The organism is Carnobacterium sp. FSL E2-0243 (genome assembly GCF_038003605.1).
Lineage (GTDB): Bacteria > Bacillota > Bacilli > Lactobacillales > Carnobacteriaceae > Carnobacterium > Carnobacterium maltaromaticum.
In genome coordinates this window covers 1762073-1781526 of the sequence record NZ_JBBOPM010000001.1, presented here as the reverse complement: position 1 = coordinate 1781526, position 19454 = coordinate 1762073, and the positions used below count along the sequence as shown (strand labels likewise).

At 33.7% G+C, this 19454-nt stretch carries 18 protein-coding genes and 1 other annotated feature (1 of these 19 cut by a window edge); of the genes, 3 read left to right on the top strand and 15 right to left on the bottom strand.

All coding sequences use genetic code 11. The features are described from left to right. Positions 1–9 (bottom strand) — a binding site (T-box leader) (it extends 245 nt beyond the left edge of the window). A 56-nt stretch (positions 10–65) separates the two neighbouring features. Both MHI00_RS08295 and MHI00_RS08290 read right to left on the bottom strand, forming a co-directional pair. Next, the gene (locus MHI00_RS08295) at positions 66–761 is read right to left on the bottom strand and encodes a carbonic anhydrase (protein WP_035063876.1); all 696 of its coding nucleotides are present in this window, start codon (positions 759–761) and stop codon (positions 66–68) included. A 106-nt stretch (positions 762–867) separates the two neighbouring features. Further along, positions 868–2928 (bottom strand): amidase family protein, encoded by a 2061-nt coding sequence (locus MHI00_RS08290; RefSeq protein WP_341112667.1) that lies wholly within the window; start codon positions 2926–2928, stop codon positions 868–870. A 310-nt stretch (positions 2929–3238) separates the two neighbouring features. On the opposite strand from MHI00_RS08290, the gene MHI00_RS08285 reads away from it, so the two are divergent. Beyond that, the gene (locus MHI00_RS08285) at positions 3239–4948 is read left to right on the top strand and encodes an NFACT RNA binding domain-containing protein (protein ID WP_341112665.1); all 1710 of its coding nucleotides are present in this window, start codon (positions 3239–3241) and stop codon (positions 4946–4948) included. A gap of 224 nt (positions 4949–5172) precedes the next feature. Here the strand turns inward: MHI00_RS08285 and MHI00_RS08280 are convergent, their stop codons facing one another. From MHI00_RS08280 to MHI00_RS08235, 10 genes are all read right to left on the bottom strand, one after another. Further along, a complete protein-coding gene (locus MHI00_RS08280) occupies positions 5173–5658 on the bottom strand; it encodes a hypothetical protein (protein WP_341112664.1) in 486 nt (161 codons plus the stop codon). Between the two features lie 244 nt (positions 5659–5902). Further along, positions 5903–7789, bottom strand: a complete 1887-nt coding sequence (locus MHI00_RS08275) for a P-loop NTPase fold protein (protein WP_341115119.1) — start codon at positions 7787–7789, stop codon at positions 5903–5905. Positions 7790–8100: 311 nt separating this feature from the next. Continuing rightward, the gene (locus MHI00_RS08270; protein WP_341112662.1) at positions 8101–8268 is read right to left on the bottom strand and encodes a hypothetical protein; all 168 of its coding nucleotides are present in this window, start codon (positions 8266–8268) and stop codon (positions 8101–8103) included. Positions 8269–8276: 8 nt separating this feature from the next. After that, positions 8277–8480 (bottom strand): hypothetical protein, encoded by a 204-nt coding sequence (locus MHI00_RS08265; protein WP_341112660.1) that lies wholly within the window; start codon positions 8478–8480, stop codon positions 8277–8279. A 321-nt stretch (positions 8481–8801) separates the two neighbouring features. Continuing rightward, the gene (locus MHI00_RS08260; protein ID WP_187957884.1) at positions 8802–9158 is read right to left on the bottom strand and encodes a hypothetical protein; all 357 of its coding nucleotides are present in this window, start codon (positions 9156–9158) and stop codon (positions 8802–8804) included. A gap of 21 nt (positions 9159–9179) precedes the next feature. Next, positions 9180–9638: a VOC family protein gene (locus MHI00_RS08255; RefSeq protein WP_341112657.1), complete on the bottom strand. Its 459-nt coding sequence runs from the start codon at positions 9636–9638 to the stop codon at positions 9180–9182. A gap of 136 nt (positions 9639–9774) precedes the next feature. Next, the gene (locus tag MHI00_RS08250) at positions 9775–10485 is read right to left on the bottom strand and encodes a DNA alkylation repair protein (protein ID WP_057000432.1); all 711 of its coding nucleotides are present in this window, start codon (positions 10483–10485) and stop codon (positions 9775–9777) included. Between the two features lie 81 nt (positions 10486–10566). Beyond that, on the bottom strand, positions 10567–11463 hold the full coding sequence (locus MHI00_RS08245; RefSeq protein WP_341112654.1) for a helix-turn-helix transcriptional regulator: 897 nt from the start codon (positions 11461–11463) through the stop codon (positions 10567–10569). Positions 11464–11514: 51 nt separating this feature from the next. Continuing rightward, the gene (locus tag MHI00_RS08240; protein WP_341112652.1) at positions 11515–12486 is read right to left on the bottom strand and encodes a hypothetical protein; all 972 of its coding nucleotides are present in this window, start codon (positions 12484–12486) and stop codon (positions 11515–11517) included. A 31-nt stretch (positions 12487–12517) separates the two neighbouring features. Next, on the bottom strand, positions 12518–14335 hold the full coding sequence (locus MHI00_RS08235) for an HSP90 family protein (RefSeq protein ID WP_341112650.1): 1818 nt from the start codon (positions 14333–14335) through the stop codon (positions 12518–12520). Positions 14336–14653: 318 nt separating this feature from the next. On the opposite strand from MHI00_RS08235, the gene MHI00_RS08230 reads away from it, so the two are divergent. Together MHI00_RS08230 and MHI00_RS08225 are read left to right on the top strand one after the other, a co-directional pair. Further along, complete coding sequence (locus MHI00_RS08230; protein ID WP_010053808.1) at positions 14654–15616, top strand: glycerophosphodiester phosphodiesterase family protein; 963 nt, start codon at positions 14654–14656, stop codon at positions 15614–15616. A gap of 110 nt (positions 15617–15726) precedes the next feature. Next, entirely contained in the window at positions 15727–16551 is an 825-nt protein-coding gene (locus MHI00_RS08225; protein ID WP_010053806.1) for a ZIP family metal transporter, read from the top strand. Between the two features lie 82 nt (positions 16552–16633). On the opposite strand, the gene MHI00_RS08220 is transcribed toward MHI00_RS08225, so the two are convergent. From MHI00_RS08220 to MHI00_RS08210, 3 genes are read right to left on the bottom strand one after another with little or no spacing between them, the layout of a single operon-like run. Further along, positions 16634–17419, bottom strand: coding sequence for an ABC transporter ATP-binding protein (locus MHI00_RS08220; protein ID WP_157455358.1), 786 nt, complete (start codon positions 17417–17419; stop codon positions 16634–16636). A gap of 12 nt (positions 17420–17431) precedes the next feature. Further along, positions 17432–18427 carry a FecCD family ABC transporter permease gene (locus MHI00_RS08215; protein ID WP_016356445.1) on the bottom strand — a complete coding sequence of 332 codons (996 nt, stop codon included), beginning with the start codon at positions 18425–18427 and terminating at the stop codon, positions 17432–17434. Beyond that, positions 18424–19443 (bottom strand): FecCD family ABC transporter permease, encoded by a 1020-nt coding sequence (locus tag MHI00_RS08210; RefSeq protein WP_341112644.1) that lies wholly within the window; start codon positions 19441–19443, stop codon positions 18424–18426. Before MHI00_RS08210 ends, MHI00_RS08215 begins: the two co-directional genes overlap by 4 nt. Positions 19444–19454 lie beyond the last annotated feature (11 nt).

Genomic DNA, 19454 nt, shown 5'->3' with positions numbered 1-19454 from the left:
TGCGCTTTAATCTTTCTCTAATTAAATACTAATTTAACCTAGTCCATACCAGATGTCAAGCCTTTTTATTTTGATAAATAAATCGGTCGATTTTTTCTTGGCTGAACGGGTCGGTTTGTTTTTCCTATTTGTTCTTTAAAAGCCTCCAATAAACCTTGACGCATATAAACTGGTGACTTAAATACAACCCAATTGACCGGGCCTGATGTTGGTGGAGTCGTTAATGAGCCTGAATAATGAAAAAAGCCTAATTCATCTGGTAATAATTGCATTAAATCAATTGGAACCAATAATCCACGAGCTGAATTTCTAGGATTCAAAGCTTTACGATCTAGATTCGCCATTTTTTCATTTAAAGGAACCATTGTTGGCTCTGCCATAATTCCAATTACCAATAATTCATTTTTAGGTGAGCGATGCACCATATGAAACTCTAACGGAAAACTTTTTTCATCTATCAAATGTTCACTTGGTAAGTGAAAGTGAATATCTTCTAAAACATAGCGCTTATGATTGAAGACTACATGATTAATGCTTTCATTGGCTATCGGCGCTAAATGCAGCGTATGGTTATAGTAAGATGTTTCAAAAGTCGTTGGATGATAATCAAATTGGAGTAAGCCAGAAGCAATCCAGTTCGTTACATCCTTTTGATTTAAGCAAATTGGCGATTGTAAGCTGCCTTCTTCTGCCTCTTTAAAAATAGCACAAATATCTTTCCATTTTTCCGGGCCGCGATCACCCTGATAATACCAATCCATCCCCATCACCCTTGCTGTAAAATTCTTGTCTAGCAACTAACACTTTTTCCCTATTTTTTAGTGTACCTTTTCTACAAAAAAAATGTCAATCAAAACAACTTCAACTTTAACAATAAGTTTTGCTTCTCTTACCTGTTCTAGAGGTTTCAGCTTTCTTTTGCATGATAAACTTTAAACAGATTCCTCCACTCGTCGTCATAAGAATAAAACTTCCGATTAATAAGAATGTCGGAGAGACTTTTTCGCTGGTTTTAGGAAAGTTTTTTTGTAAGTCAATTTTTGTTTCTTCGATTACTAGATTGTTAGCACTTAATTGCTGTTTAAGAGTTAAATTAGGCTTAGATAATTCTTGATTTCCACTATCAGGAATAGGTTCAACTTTTGTTTCTTCACCGTTGTTAGTTATTTCAGCATCTTCAGTCACCGCTGATTCATTTGGAATTGGAGTTTCTTTATCAATTGGTATTTCCGGTATTTCAGCAGCGATACGATTAAAGCCATAATGATTTTCAAAATAATCTCCCACATCTAATAATAAATAATCATTATCGGCTGAGGTTGTAAATTGAATGCCTAATGGTAGGCCTTCTTGGGAAACATAAGTCGGTAAACTTATGGCTGGCGTGCCTGTTAAATTTGAAATTTGAGTAAAAGGTGTATGGGTCAACCCTGCTAACCATTGTTCATAAACAAGGTTTAATTTTTCTTCTTTTGGTCTATTTTCCATATTTTTAATTTGTTCAATATGTTCTGGGAGCATAGCCGTATCGTTTAGTAGTGGTGCGGTTGTAGCAGTTGTCGGTGTTAAAAATAAAGGATAGTCATTTTGAAAAGTGACTAACTCATCTGTAATTTTACGCACATTTTCCCAAGCTTGGTCAAGATCTAGTTTAGTTAAGTCTTTGCTTGCTTGAAATAAAGCCCAGGTAGTCCAGTCTACATCCGCTATTTCTACTGGTCGTTTTGCTTGTTGCTTCGCTAAATAGTCAATAATCCCCATAGAACTAGCTCCAATAGTATAATAATTTTTCATTAATTCTACTCCATCGTAGGGAGAGTCAACTTCTTCAACTTGAAACCCTTCCTCACGTAAAAAATCCACCGCACTCTCTACTGCTTGGATAGCTTCGGGATCAACTTGCGTATTGACTGGTGATTTTACCGAATATCCAATTTTTACATTTTTTGTGAAGGTATTTTGGGGTAACTCTTTGTTTTTTAAGGCATCAAACAAAGCGCGTGTATCTGCCATAGTCTTTGTTTCTGCAAAATGACTTGTTTGTCCTCTTTCGCTAGCTGAATTCCCAACTAAAACACCACGAGAAGGTTTGAATCCGATAATTCCATTCCAAGAAGCAGGGATTCGAATAGACCCTCCAGCATCGCTTCCAGTTCCAATGGGTGTATATCCAGCAGCTACTGCCGTTGCCGAACCCCCAGATGAGCCACCTGCTTGGTAATCTGGATTCCATGCACTACCAGTTGGCCCGTAAAGCTTCGAATTCGTGATATTTTTAAGCCCCATCTCTGGAAAGTTTGTTTGTCCAATCACGATAAAACCAGCATTTTGAAATGCTTTGACAAAAGTACTCGTTGATTTTGAAATACTATCTTTTCCAAATAATAATCCGTTCGAATTATAGCCACCACTAATAGTGTGTCCCAAGCCTTTTACCACAAGAGGAACTCCTAAAAAAGGTTGTCCGGTATCTTGCAAGTTACTAGCTTCTTTTAAGGCCTCTTCTTTGCGTAGTGAAATCATTGCATTGTATATTTTGTCGTTTTCTTCAATAACCTGAAAAGCAAACTGAACTAATTGGACACTGCTCACCTGTTTATTCCTGACAGCAACTGCTAATTCAGAGGCATCACTTTTTTTATAGTCTTCCACGGTAAACGTACTTTCTATTTCTGTTGCTGATTCACTCAAAGAATTTGATGAATCTTGAGGTTTTTCACTGTTTTCAGTTGGTGGCGCTATCTCTGAATCTTCAGGACTAGCAATGGCTTCTTGAGGCACAGAGCTATCTTTTATCACCAGTGTTTGAGATTGTGGTTCATTTGATTCTGAGGCAATGATTATTCCCTCGGGGGTAAAAGAACTCACCATGATTCCTGTTAAAATTAACAGACTTATCTGTTGCCACTTACGTAATCTATTTTTCATAAATTCTCCTTCATTTGTTTTTTATTTAAAACTATATCAGCTGAAACTAGTATTGGAAATGAGATTTGTTGGTTTTAGCACTTATGCTTTTCAAAGTAGTGTAAACAGCCCTAAAAAGTGAACTCAAAGATACAATATTGTTTTTATTCTTTGTCTAAAGCAGCTCTCTTTATCAGCTGACTTGTCCAATACCTTTAACGTACAAGAATGAATTGCCACTTTCTTATTTGCCTATTAAACGTTATAATTAAGCTATTGGTTTTTAAGAAGACTAAAGAAATTAGTTAATAAAAGAAAGCGAGGGGATTCCATGTCATTTGATGGTATTTTTACCCATACAATGGTTGATGAGTTAAAAGAATTGCTAAGCAATGGACGTATTTCAAAAGTTCATCAACCCTACCAAAGCGAAATTATCTTAGTGATGCGTGCCAACGGGAAAAATCATAAAGTATTACTTTCTGCTCATCCAAGCTATGCTCGTATCCAAATTACCGAAATCCCATATGAAAACCCAAATACTCCGCCAAATTTCTGCATGATGATGCGCAAACAACTTGAAGGCGCGATACTAGAAAATATTGAACAAATTGGCAATGACCGAGTGATTCATTTTACTTTTAAAAGTCGTGATGAAATTGGTGATGTGCGTAATGTTGTTTTAATTGTTGAATTAATGGGACGTCACAGTAATATCTTTTTAATTGAACAAGATACAAAAAGAATCGTAGACTGTATTAAGCATGTGCCAACGAGTATGAATACGTATCGTTCTGTGATGCCTGGGGCAACCTATATTTCACCACCCCATCAAGATAAATTGAATCCATTTGCTACAACTGAAGCTGAGATTGCCCAAGTAGTTACACCAGATCCTGAAACAACGATGCAAAAACAACTCCAAACGGCTTACCAAGGTTTAGGTGGCGATACGGCAGCAGAGTTAGTTTATCGTAGTGAAAGCAATCCTGCCGAACTTCCTGCTGTATTTCAGGCTTTTATTAGTGAAGTTTCGGACGGGAAATACACTCCAACATTAACGGGAAATAATAAAAAAGAACATTTCACACCGACTCCATTCTTAAGTTTAACGGGAGAAAAGAAACTATTTCCTAGTTTAAGCCAGTTGTTAGATGCTTATTATAGTGGAAAAGCTGAAAAAGATCGGGTGAATCAACAAGGGTCAGAGTTGATTCGTCTAGTTAACGTTGAATTGCAGCGAAATGTTAAAAAACTAAAAAAATTAGAAAAAACGTTAGTTGAAACTGAATATGCAGATGATTATCGTGTTAAAGGTGAAATTTTAACTGCCTATTTACATGAATTTGAAAAAGGTCAAAAGGAAGTTACGTTACCTAACTTTTATGATGAAGAAAAACCACTTTTAATTACACTAGATGTGCGTAAAAATCCTTCTCAAAATGCTCAAAAATATTTTGCTAAGTACCAAAAATTACGTAATGCTGTGGCTTTCGTTGGTGAACAAATTGAATTAACGTTAAGTGAAATTGACTATCTAGAGTCTGTTGCTACTCAACTTTCATTAGCTACACCAAAAGATGTTGCTGAAATCAAAGAAGAATTAATGCAAGAAGGCTATTTAAAAAAGAAAAAAACGAAAAAGAAACAAATGAAAGCTCAACAAAGTAAACCTGATACCTATTTATCTAGTGATGGAACCACCATTTTAGTTGGTAAAAATAATTTGCAAAATGACCAATTGACGTTAAAAACGGCTAGAAAATCAGATATTTGGTTGCATACTAAAAATATTCCCGGATCCCATGTCATTATTCAAGATGCTGATCCATCTGAGGAAACGATTTTAGAAGCTGCCAATATTGCTGCTTATTTTTCAAAATCCCAATTATCTGCCTCTGTTCCAGTTGATTTAGTCCCAGTAAAATTGATTCGTAAACCGAATGGTGCTAAACCCGGTTATGTTATTTATGAAGGACAACGAACGGTTTATGTAACACCAGATAAAGAGTTAGTCGCACGTTTAAAAGTATCAAAATAAGACAAAAACGTGACTGGGACAAAACTCCATTTTTGAGTGAAATTCAGTCTAATCAAAACTAAGAAACCGCATGAAATCAACATTTTCAAAAATGGATTTCATGCGGTTTCTGCTATTTTATGACTTTTTGTCTCAACCTCACGCCTTTTTTATTGTTACTAGTAATTTTATTATGGCGCACTTTAATGGTGGCATGTAAACTAACAGAAACTACTTAGGATAAATCAATCAATCTTTGCTTCTCTTTTTAAAGATAAATACTCTTGGCGCGCTTCAGTTGAAACTTGCTTCATGTCAGGATAAGCTTTTTTTATATCATTTGCCGTAATAAAAAAGAATATGAATGCTACGATTTGAACAGGAAGTGCAATCAAATTAGCTAGTCCTAAAACTATATCTCCTGTCCCACCGTTAGATATTTCGATAATAATCGGAATAACAAATAATATAACTAATACGTTAGTTATATACATTAATATGGGAGCAACATACTTTCTTTTCGATAATAAGGTTAATTTACTAGCACCTTTATTGCCTAAGATGGTAATTATCAAAATTAGGATTCCTGTATTACCCAATGTCACATTTAGAAATGATAATACATAGACAGCTACACCATAAATTGGAATACCTATATAAATTTGATATGTTTGATAAGGGGCACACTTTTCTTTCATTTCTTGTTTTGCTATCTTAAAGTCTTTTTTCATGGTTGTCTCTCCTTACTGATTAAAATGATTTTCAATAAATGCAAATCGTGGTATGCAAACCAACACAAATCACTTAGACTAAATAATCAACAAATGGATTACACCCTATTGGTTTTTCTAGAACATTAATTTATAGTGACCACCCTAAATGCACTCCACAATTAGCGTGAAATGGATTGAAAATAGATGACACAGCGGTATACCCTATTGTCATTTGTTTCAAATTAAAAAGCATTAGATAATTTCACGAAATACCAATGTCTTTCACTAATGCATCAATTTTTATTACATTTAATGATTTTAGATTATCTTTTTTATATTTATTGAGTTCACTATTTATGCTTGTAAGTAAAGGCAGAGTATTCCACCTATTACCTAACGAAACTAATAACAATATAAATTTCTGTCCAATTAAGTACTCAATTTCCATCAGTTCACTTACTATTTTGAATGGTGAAAAATTTTCATGTGAATCGTCAAGGATTGTGCTTATATCTATTCCTTCTACTAGCTCATCATTTTTAATCATCTCTATAGTAGTAGTTAAATTTTGAATATTTGAACTCTTATCTAATAAATCAATTTTTTCTATACCAATAAAATTTGAATTACGCTCAACTAATTTTTGTTTCATTGCTAGCAGTGCTTCTTCTCCTTTATCTGGCATTAAAAATGTATATTGACCGTATCCGGTCAAGTTATAGTTAAAGTTTGCTCTTGACCTAAATGGTTTTCCATTTTTAACAAACCTATTAAATTCATCTTCTAAAACTAAATCTGTTAAACTTCGTTCCTTTAAAAAGCCAATTATACATAAATAATGAAACACCTCACCAGCATCATAATAATCACTGCTAATTAGTTTATTTCTAATATCATCTGTTCCTTCAATTCCATTAATCTCTAAGTCATACAAATGTTCTAAAAAATGTACTATTTTTCTCCAAACGGAATCGGCTAAGCCATTTTGAATTTCCATAATTTTTATGTCATTTATAATAGTATATGAATAGGAGCTAAAGTCGTTATTTTTGTGTATTTCAGTCCATGAATCAACTATAGGAACACTACTTCCCAAATCAAGTTCGAAGAAAAAATCCTGTATTACTCGCTGAAAAGTTATAGATTCATTGGTCGTATCCTCAACATTTTTTGATTTAAAGAAATTATTTTCCCAAAGATATGCTAATAGTTTTAAATATATTACTTTCTCGAAATAATCATTATATTTTTGAACGTACTCATCATTTATATCCGAATTACTATAAATTTCTTCAATAAAATATACCAAGTCACTAAAAGCATATTGATACATCCTTAAATTAAATATTACATTAGGGAATACAAGTAGCATTCCTTCATTAAATTTATTAATCGTTTCTTTTAGCATTTTACTTTTAAAGCTATTCCTATCTTTACATGTATATTTTAAATCTTCACTGTATAAAGTAATTGCTGTTTCTATATCCGGAGACAGTAAAAATTCTTTTCCGATTACTTTTTCTTTAAAATCCATGTATTGCTGGTTCTCTTCAATCATTTTTGATTCATTGCAAACCAAAATTATTTTTATCCCACTTTCAAAAATCAACCTAGAGCAGAGACCAAGAACTTGAACAAATTCTATGTTTGTCCTTTCAAAATCTTCAACAATTATTACTAATTCTCTCTTTTTATTAATTAGTTCTGTGACATTTTTTTTATTACTATCTATCAATTCAGCTGTATTCAATGTTGCTATACCAATATTAAAACTCGTGTTTCTAAAAAAATTTTTACTTACTTTTTTTGTTCTTCGAACTACCGTATTTGGTACAATAAAATTAGTTTTCTTTTCAAGTAAACCAATTGCTTTATTAAAAATTCCTGATTCTCCTGCTATTGCTTCCACAATCAAATTTTCTAATTCTGAAATTTCACTTAGTCCAAATGCTGATATTGTGTACATATCTACTTTAGTACCTTTAAAATTTTCACATTCTTCATATTCATTTTTTCTTTCAACATACTTTTCAATAAAGTAACTTTTACCAGTTCCCCACTCCCCATTTAACATTACTGCAAATTTAGTCTTTTTATTTCTAACATAGCTATCTAAATATTTAACAATATGACGATTACGTTCTAGCATTGAATCCAATTTATTCACTCCTAGCCATTTTTTTTAAGCGAGGGTTCAAGCGCTTATGGGTAATTTGTATTGATAAGACTTGCATAAGATCTTTAAATCAATGATTCTTAAGCTCGAATTTGATATTAGAATGAGTTTTGGAGCTGAAAATAAAACAGTCTGGATTCAATGGGTCTTTAAAAGTATCATAGACTGTTGTTTAAAGCACTAATCAAATTGATTCTAATTGGATAAAATAACGAAGTAATTCTTAAAAAATTACCTTATCGATACAAATTCCCCTTGCGTGATTGGGACCCTCAAACTGAATTTTATAATTTAATTAGTCTGTATGGATTAAAATTAGAAGCTTCTTTTTTAGCATCAATTTCATTTTTAAAAATGGTGGCATTTTCTTTCGATTTCACTGTTAAATTAATTGGACCTTTCTTTTCTACTAAATACTTCTCTGATTCAGTATTTTGAACAATAATTCCCATTTCTATTCCTACTTTCTAACTTCTAATTTTTCTTTCTCTCTATATTGTATCATAGTTGTTATATTTATAATCTTAGTAACCTTTTTTTTATTCCATTCTGAATAGTTTATTGTTGGTGCTGTTTTAGATGGGAATTTAGCCCCTTTAACTGCTTTTTTTAATGCTGCTGCATGTGCATCAGCTTGAACCGTATGCGTTTGAATTGCTTCCATTTGATTCCTCCCGACTGTATAATTTAATTAAACCACAATTGTTCTATAAAAAACAACCTTAATTAATTTTTTCTTAATAAATAGGTATCAAAATAATTCTTTTATTCCAAAAAGAGACCAGGACAAAACTCCATTTTCGAGTAAAAGTCAGTCTAATACTAAATAAGAAAAAGCATGAAATCAACATTTGTAAAAATGGATTTCATGCTTTTTTTTTATGACTTTTGCTCAAGTCTCTTTGCTACATTGTAACCTTAATTCTGTTATTATTTGGCGTAACATCTAAAATAACATTGCTCTTTTTTTTCATTAGACGCGGTGTTACTTTTGATTTAAACTTGCTTCCATATCGACTTTAAATTGATTCAAGGCATCAAAGGATATTACAAAATCGAAGTCACTCATCGTATAATTTGCAACAAAATTGCCATCTTTTTCGCGCACCATAAAGGCAGCTCTAACAGTATCTCCTATCGCATCTCCACTTGTTTTCTCATGATAAAATACCCAATGAGTAACTGTGTTTACATGTTTCTTTTCCTTCGTTAAATCTTCTTTTATAATGGTTAGTAGTTTGTTTTGTAATTCGGTATCCGGAGTTTCTGTTATATAACCATACCAAATTGTTCTAAAGTCACCAGTCTCATGCTCATGTGTTTCATCAAATAATTTTTTCAATACGATCCCTCTTTCAGTTACTTATTTAGTGTTCAAGTTTATTTTTGAATATGGTTGAGAGTGTAGCATCCATGTTATGCCATATTTATCAACAAGTTGCCCCATCTTTCCGCCCCAAAATTGTTCTTCAAACGGCATTGTGATTTTGGCTTGACCTGATGCAGCTATTTTTTGATAAAAAGCATCGGCTTCATGTGCTGCCTGAGCATCTTCGCTATTGATATCTAACATAATGGAAACTTGATTTGATGATTGTACGGGTCCCATAAAATTGTCAGCGCAAAATAAAGGTGCTCCTAAAACAGCAAAGCTAGCGTGCATAGTTGTGTCAGCTAACTTTTCAGCTGAAATCCCAAATTGAGTTACTTGTTCAGGACTGACTGGTAAACGTATAATGTCCGTTGCTCCAAAAACTTCAGTATAATAGTCTAAGGCTTCTTTTGCAGAATCAAATGCTAGATATGGATAAATTTTGGCCAAATGAATCACTCCTACTAATTTTTTAGTTATTACTTTCAAAGTATACAAACATTCGTTCTTTATAGCAAATAATATCCCTTGAGTTATTTAAATAAAATGGAGCTTCGCACAAGTAACTGTACAAAGCTCCATTTTATTAACAAACAGCGTTCTTTCTTTTTTTACCCACGCGATCTAATTTAATGATCTTTTCAATAGTTTCAGTTGCAATAGGAACTTTACACGCTGTATTTCCAACATTAACAGAAACTTTTCCAATAATATCAGCAACTTGTGCAGCTTCTTCAACTAAGGGAGCATAATAACTCCCCACACAAATAACGAATTGATTCATAGAATAGCGAACTCTATTTTTAGCAGAATGAATGGTGGTTTCAACAATTTTTAATAACTCTAAAATTTCATTCTCGTTAAGCAAACTATCTGGAGTAATTGAAATGAAATTGGCATAGGCTGCCCAGCCAGCATCTTGAATTAGTTCTTTTTCTGATTTCATCCATTCAGTGGCTAATTCTACTGCATAAGGACTTTCAGCTGCTACGCTAGCCACGATAGATTCAGAAATCATTGACCAGTTAGATTGTGTAACCCAGGTTTGAAGTTGTTCTTTAGTGACTTTTTTAGGATTAATAATTAAACCAGCTAAATATTGAGCATCTGAATTTCCTGTATTAAATAAAGCCAAGGCTAATTCATTATTATTTTTAAGTTCTTTGACTAGGTATTTTTTTAAGTCACCAATTTTCACACCAAAAAGTGGCTCTGTAGCACCATGTCTCATAAATGTTTTTTTTGTTTGCTCATCGCCTAGTTCTGCTAAACGGTTCATTATAGTTGTTAAATCCATATTTCCTCCTAAGGAACATTATTTATATATCGAGTATACTAAATAACAGCTACTTATGCGAAATAATTGCTTGTCTAAATACTAGTTATTTAAATAGTCATACTGCTTAAGACCATGTTTGATAATTTGTTCTCTAAGCAACTGAATTTGCTTGTCATTTTTATTTAATTTTGCTAAAGCCATCGCATAAAAATAATATTCTTCTGCTAACTCGACATCTCCCAAATAAAATAAACTTTGTGCTTTGATGTCCAATAAATCTTCTAAGCCTTGATTGATATTCTCAGTGGCATAAAAATTAATTCCGGCTGCACTTAAACTTAATGCTAATGAATACTGAGCAATTTTCAAATAAAATGTTGCAGCTTTTTTATAGGCTTCAAGAATATCGAGTCGATCATGAGGTGATTTTTTCCATGAGCTAACCTGCTCTAACTGATTAATGGCTTTGATAAAATAGGTATCAGCTTTATCAAACTGATGACACATATAATAGGCTTCTGCAATTCCCATGGTTGCTAATAAATCAAGCGTTTTTAAGTCATCAACTTCCGACAATGCGAGACATTGATTAAAATGATAGTGAGCATCTGAAAAATCATGTAGCCCTCTTAAACTACTCACTCCAAAATAATAAAAATATTCCTTTTTTTCATAGATAGATGCTAGATCTGAGTAATCAATCGCGTTTTTTAATAGTTGATTTGCTTCAATATAGTTGTTTTCTCTTTGCAAACTTTTAACTTTATTAAAGGTATCTATATACCCACTACTATTTACAAGAATAGCTTCATATAAGTCAGTATGTTTAATCGATAGACGTTCGGCTATCAAAAGTAAATTAGCGATTGAAGGCAATGAACTATTGTTTTCTAGGTTGCTAATTGTCGCCTGTGTACAAATGCCATCAGCTAGTTGGCTTTGTGTCATATTTTTCTCTAACCGGTATTTTCTAATTTTATTTCCAATTTTTTCCATCAAATAATCCCCTTTTATCTATTTTTCGGCGGATTTTGATTTGTTTATTTTTTACTGCATTTTTGCTAGTATGTCTTGGTAATACGTGTTTTGATTCCGTTCATCAAATTTTTGCGCCAAAGTTGTAGCTTGCGCCAAACAATCTTCTTGTTTCTCGTGCTTTAGCCCTGCTGATGCTAGATAAAAATGCAAGGTACTCAAATCACCTTCCAACTCAGAGGCAATTTTTTGATTCTCTTGATAAACTTGTACCGCTTCCTCTTGGTTATCTATCAACAATAGATAAGTTATAAATTGACTGACTGTTGTCAATAAAGATACGCGTTTTTTCACCATCGGGTAACCCAATTCAAAAGAATTTTGAGCTTCTTCTCTCTTATCTAAGTGGTAATAAGACAGCGCGGTATGTCCATAGGTTAAATGTGGTACTTCTGCGCAAGCTTGTCTACCAGCTAGGATTGGTGCGGCGGCTTTAATGGCGGCTTGATAATCCCCAATAAAATGGTAATAAGCAACAATTTCAGTTGTTTCACAGGCAAGACAATCATTCATAAAATCACTTTTTGTCCCCTGCCATAACGGGAAAAATTCATTTGCCATAGCTCTATTTCCCATTGAAATAGCTTGAAGTGTTTTCACTTTGTAATAGGGACGTAAGGAGTAATTATATTCTTTAAATTTCTTCTGCATATCTTCAGTTAATGCATTTATTTTGGATAAAGAAACTTCTGGAAAGCGCACAATATGTTCTGCAATCCATTTATAGTGCCACAATAAATCGAAGACGTCGACTTTTCCTTCACTTGACTCGTACAAATTAATTAACCACGAAAATGCGATTAATTGTTTTTTAGGAAAGCCGACATACAGACAGGTATCAATTAACAGCCAACGAGCTTCAACAGCAGTTTCAATATCCCTAGCTAGATCTGCTTCTCTAATCACTTCTTCCAGCAAGGGTAGACGAGCTTCTGACATCTCATCTAATTCGTATGCTTCTTCCAATAGATTTAAATAATTCATATAATTTCCTCTTTCTATGCATCATTCCAGTTTAAATAAATTGATCTAACAATCCTAATAAACTGCTATTTAGTAAGTTTAATTCTTTCTTCTTTAACGGATAATGTCCTAATAGTAAGGCCTGAATATATAATACCTCAATGATATTTTTAATTCCTGCAGGTTGTTTTTTCTCGAAAATACGTTTAACTAAGGGATTGTCATAATTTAAATAAAGCTTCGCTGGTGGCAACTGGTCCGCTTCTAACATTAAATCTTCCAAGATACCACCAAATAATTGATTGCTTTCTTCGGCTGTTCGTTCTAGCTCGCGTTGATTCTGAGTTAGATGATTGGACAATAGCACCATTGGCATTGAGCTGGGATCAAAATGTTTAACAATGACCAGTAAATTTAATTCTTCAAATTGCTGATTGATCTCTTTTAGTTTTTCTTGTAAATGAGTACTTTCAAAAAATGACAACGGTTGAAATGTATGTTGGAAATCTTCTGGCTGGATAATTTTCAATTTATTAAAAGGAAAATCTTCTAAAATTTGACTAATTTCAGTTAAAAGCTGACTGTCATAGGAATAGCCACCATTGATGACAATTAACCCTTGATTTCTAGCTAAATCGGCAATTTGTCTGAAATCATCCACAGACAATGCATAATAAATCGTTTCATTTTGACTTAAAATATCGGCAAATTTTTCTTCTCCATTTAATGTTCTAAAAGGTAAGAATGTGTAGACCATTTTTAGAAAATCAGGGTCTTCACTCGCCAAAGATTTGAAGGATAAATAATGTGCCGCAATTAACTTTTCTAACGCACTGCTTTCTAGCATTTCTATTCCTTGTTTTAAAGAGCTACCTAATTCTTTAGCAACAGTCTTTAGCCGTTTATTTTTATAAAAATCTTCTCTTGAAGCAACTGGTTGCAACTCATCTGTCCAGAGAATACAACGAGTAAAAAAGGCCCATGAAGGTAAGAGTGAATCAATTTCATCAGAAACAAACATTTGATTTAAGTAAATAGTATTTCGCTTTTTAGCATTCATCCTCACCGTATGAGGAATAATATAAGCAATACCTTTCGTTCTTCCATTAGCTGTTTCAATCAACAAATAATCTTGGAAATCTTCTTGTAATATTTTTTGTCCTAATTTGAGAATTTGATCACGAGAAAGGGATTCAAGCGTATCGGATTTTCCTAATCCCATCGTTTCTTGATTCACAATTTTTTCCCCTTTATCGCAAGTTAAAAAAATTGGAACTTCCAAACAGCGACCGTATTTAACTAATGCATCAGCCAAATCTTCTAGAATAAAGTTAGTATGCTCTTCGTGATTTTTCAAAGCTTTACTCGTTAGATAAATTTTAGTGCCAGGCTCTTCTAACGACTGGCTTAATTTCTTTATCTCATAAGTCCCATCAGCATTTCCTTGCCATTGAAAACTTTCCCGTGTTTTAGCACTAGTTGTCACCATCACGATTTCATCTGCAACAATAAAACAAGAAAGTAGACCAATTCCAAATCGTCCAATAAAATCTTGTTTCTCTTCAAAGTTTTTTTCGCCTTTTGATGAACTAGCTATGGTTGCTAAAAATTGATGAATCTCATCTTCTGTTAGTCCAATTCCATTATCTTCAAAAAACAATGTACTAGATCCTGACCTATGTATTGTTAGATCAACATGGATTTCACCAACAAAATTATCTTCGCTGATTAACTTTCGACCGCGAATAGCATCCGTTGCATTTTGCAACAATTCCCGGATGTACACATCTTTTTGACTATATAAATGATTGGATAGGATCTCAATCATTCCACCTAAATTAACTTTAAATCGATTCTCTTCAGGGTTCATATTTTCTCAACTTTCTTCGTAAATTTTAAGTATTTTATTGTAATAAGTAGCAACTTTACTTATTAGTATATCAATAGTCACTTAAGATTAAAACAAGCAAAAACGAACCTGTTTGTTGGGTTTCCTTTTCACAAGCCCTATTTTTCCATTTTAGCATAGATTTAAACTAATCTTTAAAAAAGGAAATTTTTCTATAATTATGGCTTTAAGGCTCCCGTTTAATAAAAACTTTCCTTTTAAATAAAAAGAAAGATATTTTTTTGAGGAGTAATTTGTTACACTAAGAACAGAAATGAATTAGAGTTAGGAGCATGTCCATTGAAAAGAAAACAATCAAAAAGAATTAGTTATAAAATAATTGGACTTGTTTTTTTATTAATTTTACTTATTATTTGCTCCATTGGTTGGATGTTCTATCAACAAAGTAAGCCTGTTAAGGACATCTTTATCCCTGAATGGCAGTACCCAATCAAACAACTAAATTTTCCCAAATCTTCATCTAAGGTAATTTCTCATCGAGGGTACAAACAAGGTGGTGTCGAAAATACGTTAGAAGCAATTGAAGCTGCCGCGCATTTTGAGCCAGCTTATGTTGAAATTGATATCCAACAAACTAAAGATGATGAGATGGTTGTGATTCATGACCGTAGTTTAAAAAGACTAGCAAATAAAAAAAGAAAGATTCGAAATTCGACTTTAAAAGAGTTGAAAAAAGTGAAATTGAAACAAAATGGATTTGTTGGCCAAATTCCGACTCTTGAAGAAGCTATTCAATTAGCTCAACAGGAGCAACAACCTTTACTTCTAGATATTAAAACAAACCCAACTGACAGTCTAGATTTCCCGCAACAACTCGTCGATTTATTAACGAAATATAAAGTTCAAAACTATTATTTAATCCAATCACAAGACGAAAATTTTTTAAAGCGCGTAAAACAAATAAATCCTCAAATTCAAGTTGGACTTATTATTACGGCATTGCCATCAAAAGATTTTTCAGATTTTCAATTTCTGTCCTTAAAATATAAACTAGCAAACCAAAATTTATTAGACTCTCAAGTTAAAGAAAAGCGTCCCATTTTTTTATGGACCTTAGATCAACCTGCTGAAATAGAATTATTTATGCATAAAAATATTGAGGCTGTAATTACCGATGACTCAAGTACAGCTACTGTTCTGCAACAAACAATCAAACCTGCCACACTTTCCAGCTCCTATTTAGAACGGATAAAAAATGCTGAACAGAAAGCCGATTTAAAAAGAAGTCTTTCTGTTCCTTGAAATCATTCTTTAGTCTAGGTAAATAGTTGAAAAACATCCATTCTATGGTATGATTTAGTTAGGTATCCCGAAAAATAGAGCTCGTTCTATTTATAGAAAGGAATGTAGACATGATTCAATTTTTAATGCAGTTTGAACCGTGGCAACAAGCACTGATTGGTACGTTATTTACTTGGGGACTAACTGCTTTAGGATCCGCATTAGTTTTTTTCTTTAAAGATATTAACCGCGATGTTTTTAACCTAATGCTAGGTTTCGCTTCTGGGGTTATGATTGCCGCAAGTTTTTGGTCATTGTTAGACCCAGCATTAGATATGGCGGAAGCAAATGGCTCAATTCCGTGGTTAGTCGTGGGAATTGGTTTTGCTGTGGGAGGACTTTTTCTTTATCTAGCGGATAAATTATTGCCTCATATGCATTTCGGTGAAAACCATGAAGTGGAAGGTTTGCCTAGTAACTTACGCCGGACAATTTTACTAGTTTTCTCAATTACCCTGCACAATATTCCCGAGGGTCTAGCTGTAGGAGTTGCTTTTGGAGCAGCAAACCAGGTGTCTGGTAGTCCAGAAGCTGGGATTGCGGCAGCCTTAGCAGTAGCAATTGGAATTGGGATTCAAAATTTTCCTGAAGGTGCGGCTGTTTCCATACCACTTAGACAAGAAGGATTAAGTCGGACAAAAGCGTTCTTATATGGACAAGCTTCTGGAATTGTTGAACCGATAGCTGGCGTAATTGGGGCTATTTTAGTGACCTATGTCAGTTCAGTCTTACCTTATGCACTAGCATTTGCAGCTGGAGCAATGATTTATGTTGTTGTCGAAGAATTAATTCCTGAGGCTCAACAAAAACAAACAGCCAAAGGCGCTCATTATGCTACTTTTGGGGTGATGGTTGGTTTTTTGATTATGATGATTTTAGATGTAGCACTAGGTTAAGCAATTGATTCAAAAAAGTTGACCCCTAATTACTTTGAGCGTTTTTCAAAGCAATCAGGAGTCAACTTTTTCTTTTTGGCCATTAGCTAAGTAAATTGTAAGTTAGACATAATGGTTTTTTAGTTCGTGGATCTTCTGTAATCAAGGCATCAATTTGAAACGTCTTTTTTAATATTTCAGTTGTCATGACTTCTTTCGGGCTACCTTTTTCAATAATAGTCCCGCCATTAATCGCCACCATAAAATCAGAAAAACGTGCAGCTAAATTAATATCATGAAGCACCATTACAATAGTTCGTTGTTCTTTTTGATTTAATTGTTCAAGTAACTCTAAAATTTCTAATTGATGAGCTAAGTCCAAGTATGTTGTTGGTTCATCTAGTAAAATTAACTCTGTTTCTTGTGCCAAAGCCATCGCAATCCAAACTTTTTGGCGTTGTCCACCAGATAAACTATCTACTTCACGGTTTTTATACTCTGTAAGTTTTGTTTGCTGAATGGCTTTAGCAACAATCTCTTTATCATAGGTAGTTAATTTTCCAAAGCCTTTTTGATGAGGAAAGCGTCCATAAATAACCAATTCTTCAACGGTCATACCACTTGGGGCTTGCTGTTCTTGAGGCAAAACAGCCATTTGTTGAGCAATCTCTTTAGTTGGAAGTTTCTGAATATCCTCACCATTTAAATATACACTACCCATTTTCTGTTTCAATACGCGTCCAATCGTCTTAATGACAGTTGATTTACCGCAGCCATTTGCCCCAATTATACTTGTAATCTTCCCCGTTGGAATCGTTAAATTTAATTTTTCAACAATTAATTTCTTTTCATAGGCAATGGATAATTCCTTAGTCTCAATTGTTGCCATTTTCTCACTCTCCTAACGACTTCTTGCTAATAAATATAAAAAATAAGGGGTACTGATAATTGTAATTAATAACCCCACTGGAATAGTTCCACTTAAATGACTGGCACGTAGGAGTGTATCTGAAAGTAAAATAATAATTCCGCCGACTAAACCTGAGGCTGGAATAGAATATTTATGATTCACTCCGACCATTTTTTTGGCAATATGGGGACTAATCATTCCTACAAAGAAGAAATTACCTCCAATTGCGACACTTACCGAAGACAATAAAATACTAACAAATGCCATCAATAAAAATTCTTTTTTTACTGAAACACCTAAACCAATCGCTGATTCGTTCCCTAGATGTAACGCATTTAGATGAATTGAATGAAAATAGGCCCATAGGGAAAGTATTAAAATACACGGAATTAAAAAAAGTAAATAAGACCATTGATCCCCCCATAAACTACCTGCCATCCATCTTTGAGCAAACTCAAATTTATCCGTATCCATCCTTAAAGAAAATAATAAGGTTAATGCATCGTAGCCTGTAGCTAAGGCAACTCCAGTTAAGATCAACGTTAATGGTGACAGTTGTTTTCCTCGTTGATAGGAAAAAATAAAAATCAGCCCAGCAGCTAATAACCCACCAATAAAAGCCATAATCGGCAGCATTAAAGGCGATACTTCACGCATCCCCATCATTAAAGCAAAAATAACGAATACCCCTGATCCAGAGCTAATCCCTAGCGTTCCCGGGCTAGCCATATCATTTTTAAGCAAACTTTGCATTAGGCACCCAGAAATACCCATTCCAATACCAACAAAAATACCTAGCAGAATTTTGGGCAATCGAAATTCAAAAATAATTAAATGTGCTTTAGCAGTTCCATTTCCTAGTATGATTTGCATGATTTCATTTGGTGTTAATGCCATTTTCCCGGTATTTAAACTCCAAATAATGAGACCTATTAAAAATAGACTAAGTAAAAGCAAAATAAAAAGCGGATTTTTTCGTTTTTTCAATTAAAATCCCTCCCCTGTTGTCGTGAAAGAAACAAGAAGAAAGGAACTCCAATAATAGCAAAAATAATTCCCAAAGGTGTTTCTTTAGGCTGATTGATTAGGCGTCCCAGTAGGTCTGCTGCAATCAAAAATACAGCTCCATAAATCAAACTTGCTGGAATAATGCGACGGTAGTCAACACCCACAAAAAATCGGACAATATGAGGAACAATTAAACCAACAAAACTAATTGGTCCAACAAGAATAACGGATAATCCAGTTAAAATTAGAACGATTAAAACTGAATTCACTTTAATCCAACTTGCTTTAAGACCCAATCCGACAGCTATATCTTCACCTAATTGAAGAATAGTTATTTTAGGCGAAAGAAAAATAGAACCAATTACTCCGATTATAAATACTGGGGTCAAGACTTTTAAATCAGTCCAATTGGCACTCGCGGTTCCACCAGCAGACCAATAAACCATTGCTTTGCCTAATTTAAATTGAATGGCAATTAATGTACTTAGTGCTCCAAATAACATTGAAACGGCAATTCCAGATAAAAGTAACCGTTGGGGCGTAAGACCTTTTTTCCCAAAGGCTGCCATACCATAAGTAATCGTTGTTGTGAAAGCAGCACCTAAACATGAATATAAAAGCATTTGCCAGTAGGTGTATTCAGGAACAAAGGCTAAACATAAAGCGACAGCGAAAGCTGCCCCAGAACTAATGCCTAATAATCCTGAATCGGCCATTGGATTACGGGTTGTCCCTTGCATAATAGCTCCCGTAACAGCCAAGCTTGCTCCAACAATTAAATCAGCAATTGTTCTAGGTAAACGTAATGTGCGAATAATTTTATGGTCCATTTCATTCTCATGATAAGAAAAAACAGCTTGCCAGGCTGTGTTGACTTCTATTTTTGCTGCACCAAAAGAAATCGATAAGATAAATAGAATCAGCAATAAAACAAGACCAATTAAGATAAAGATTGAGTAAGAAAACGGGTATTTATTTTTGGTTGAACTGTTCATTTAAAACACCC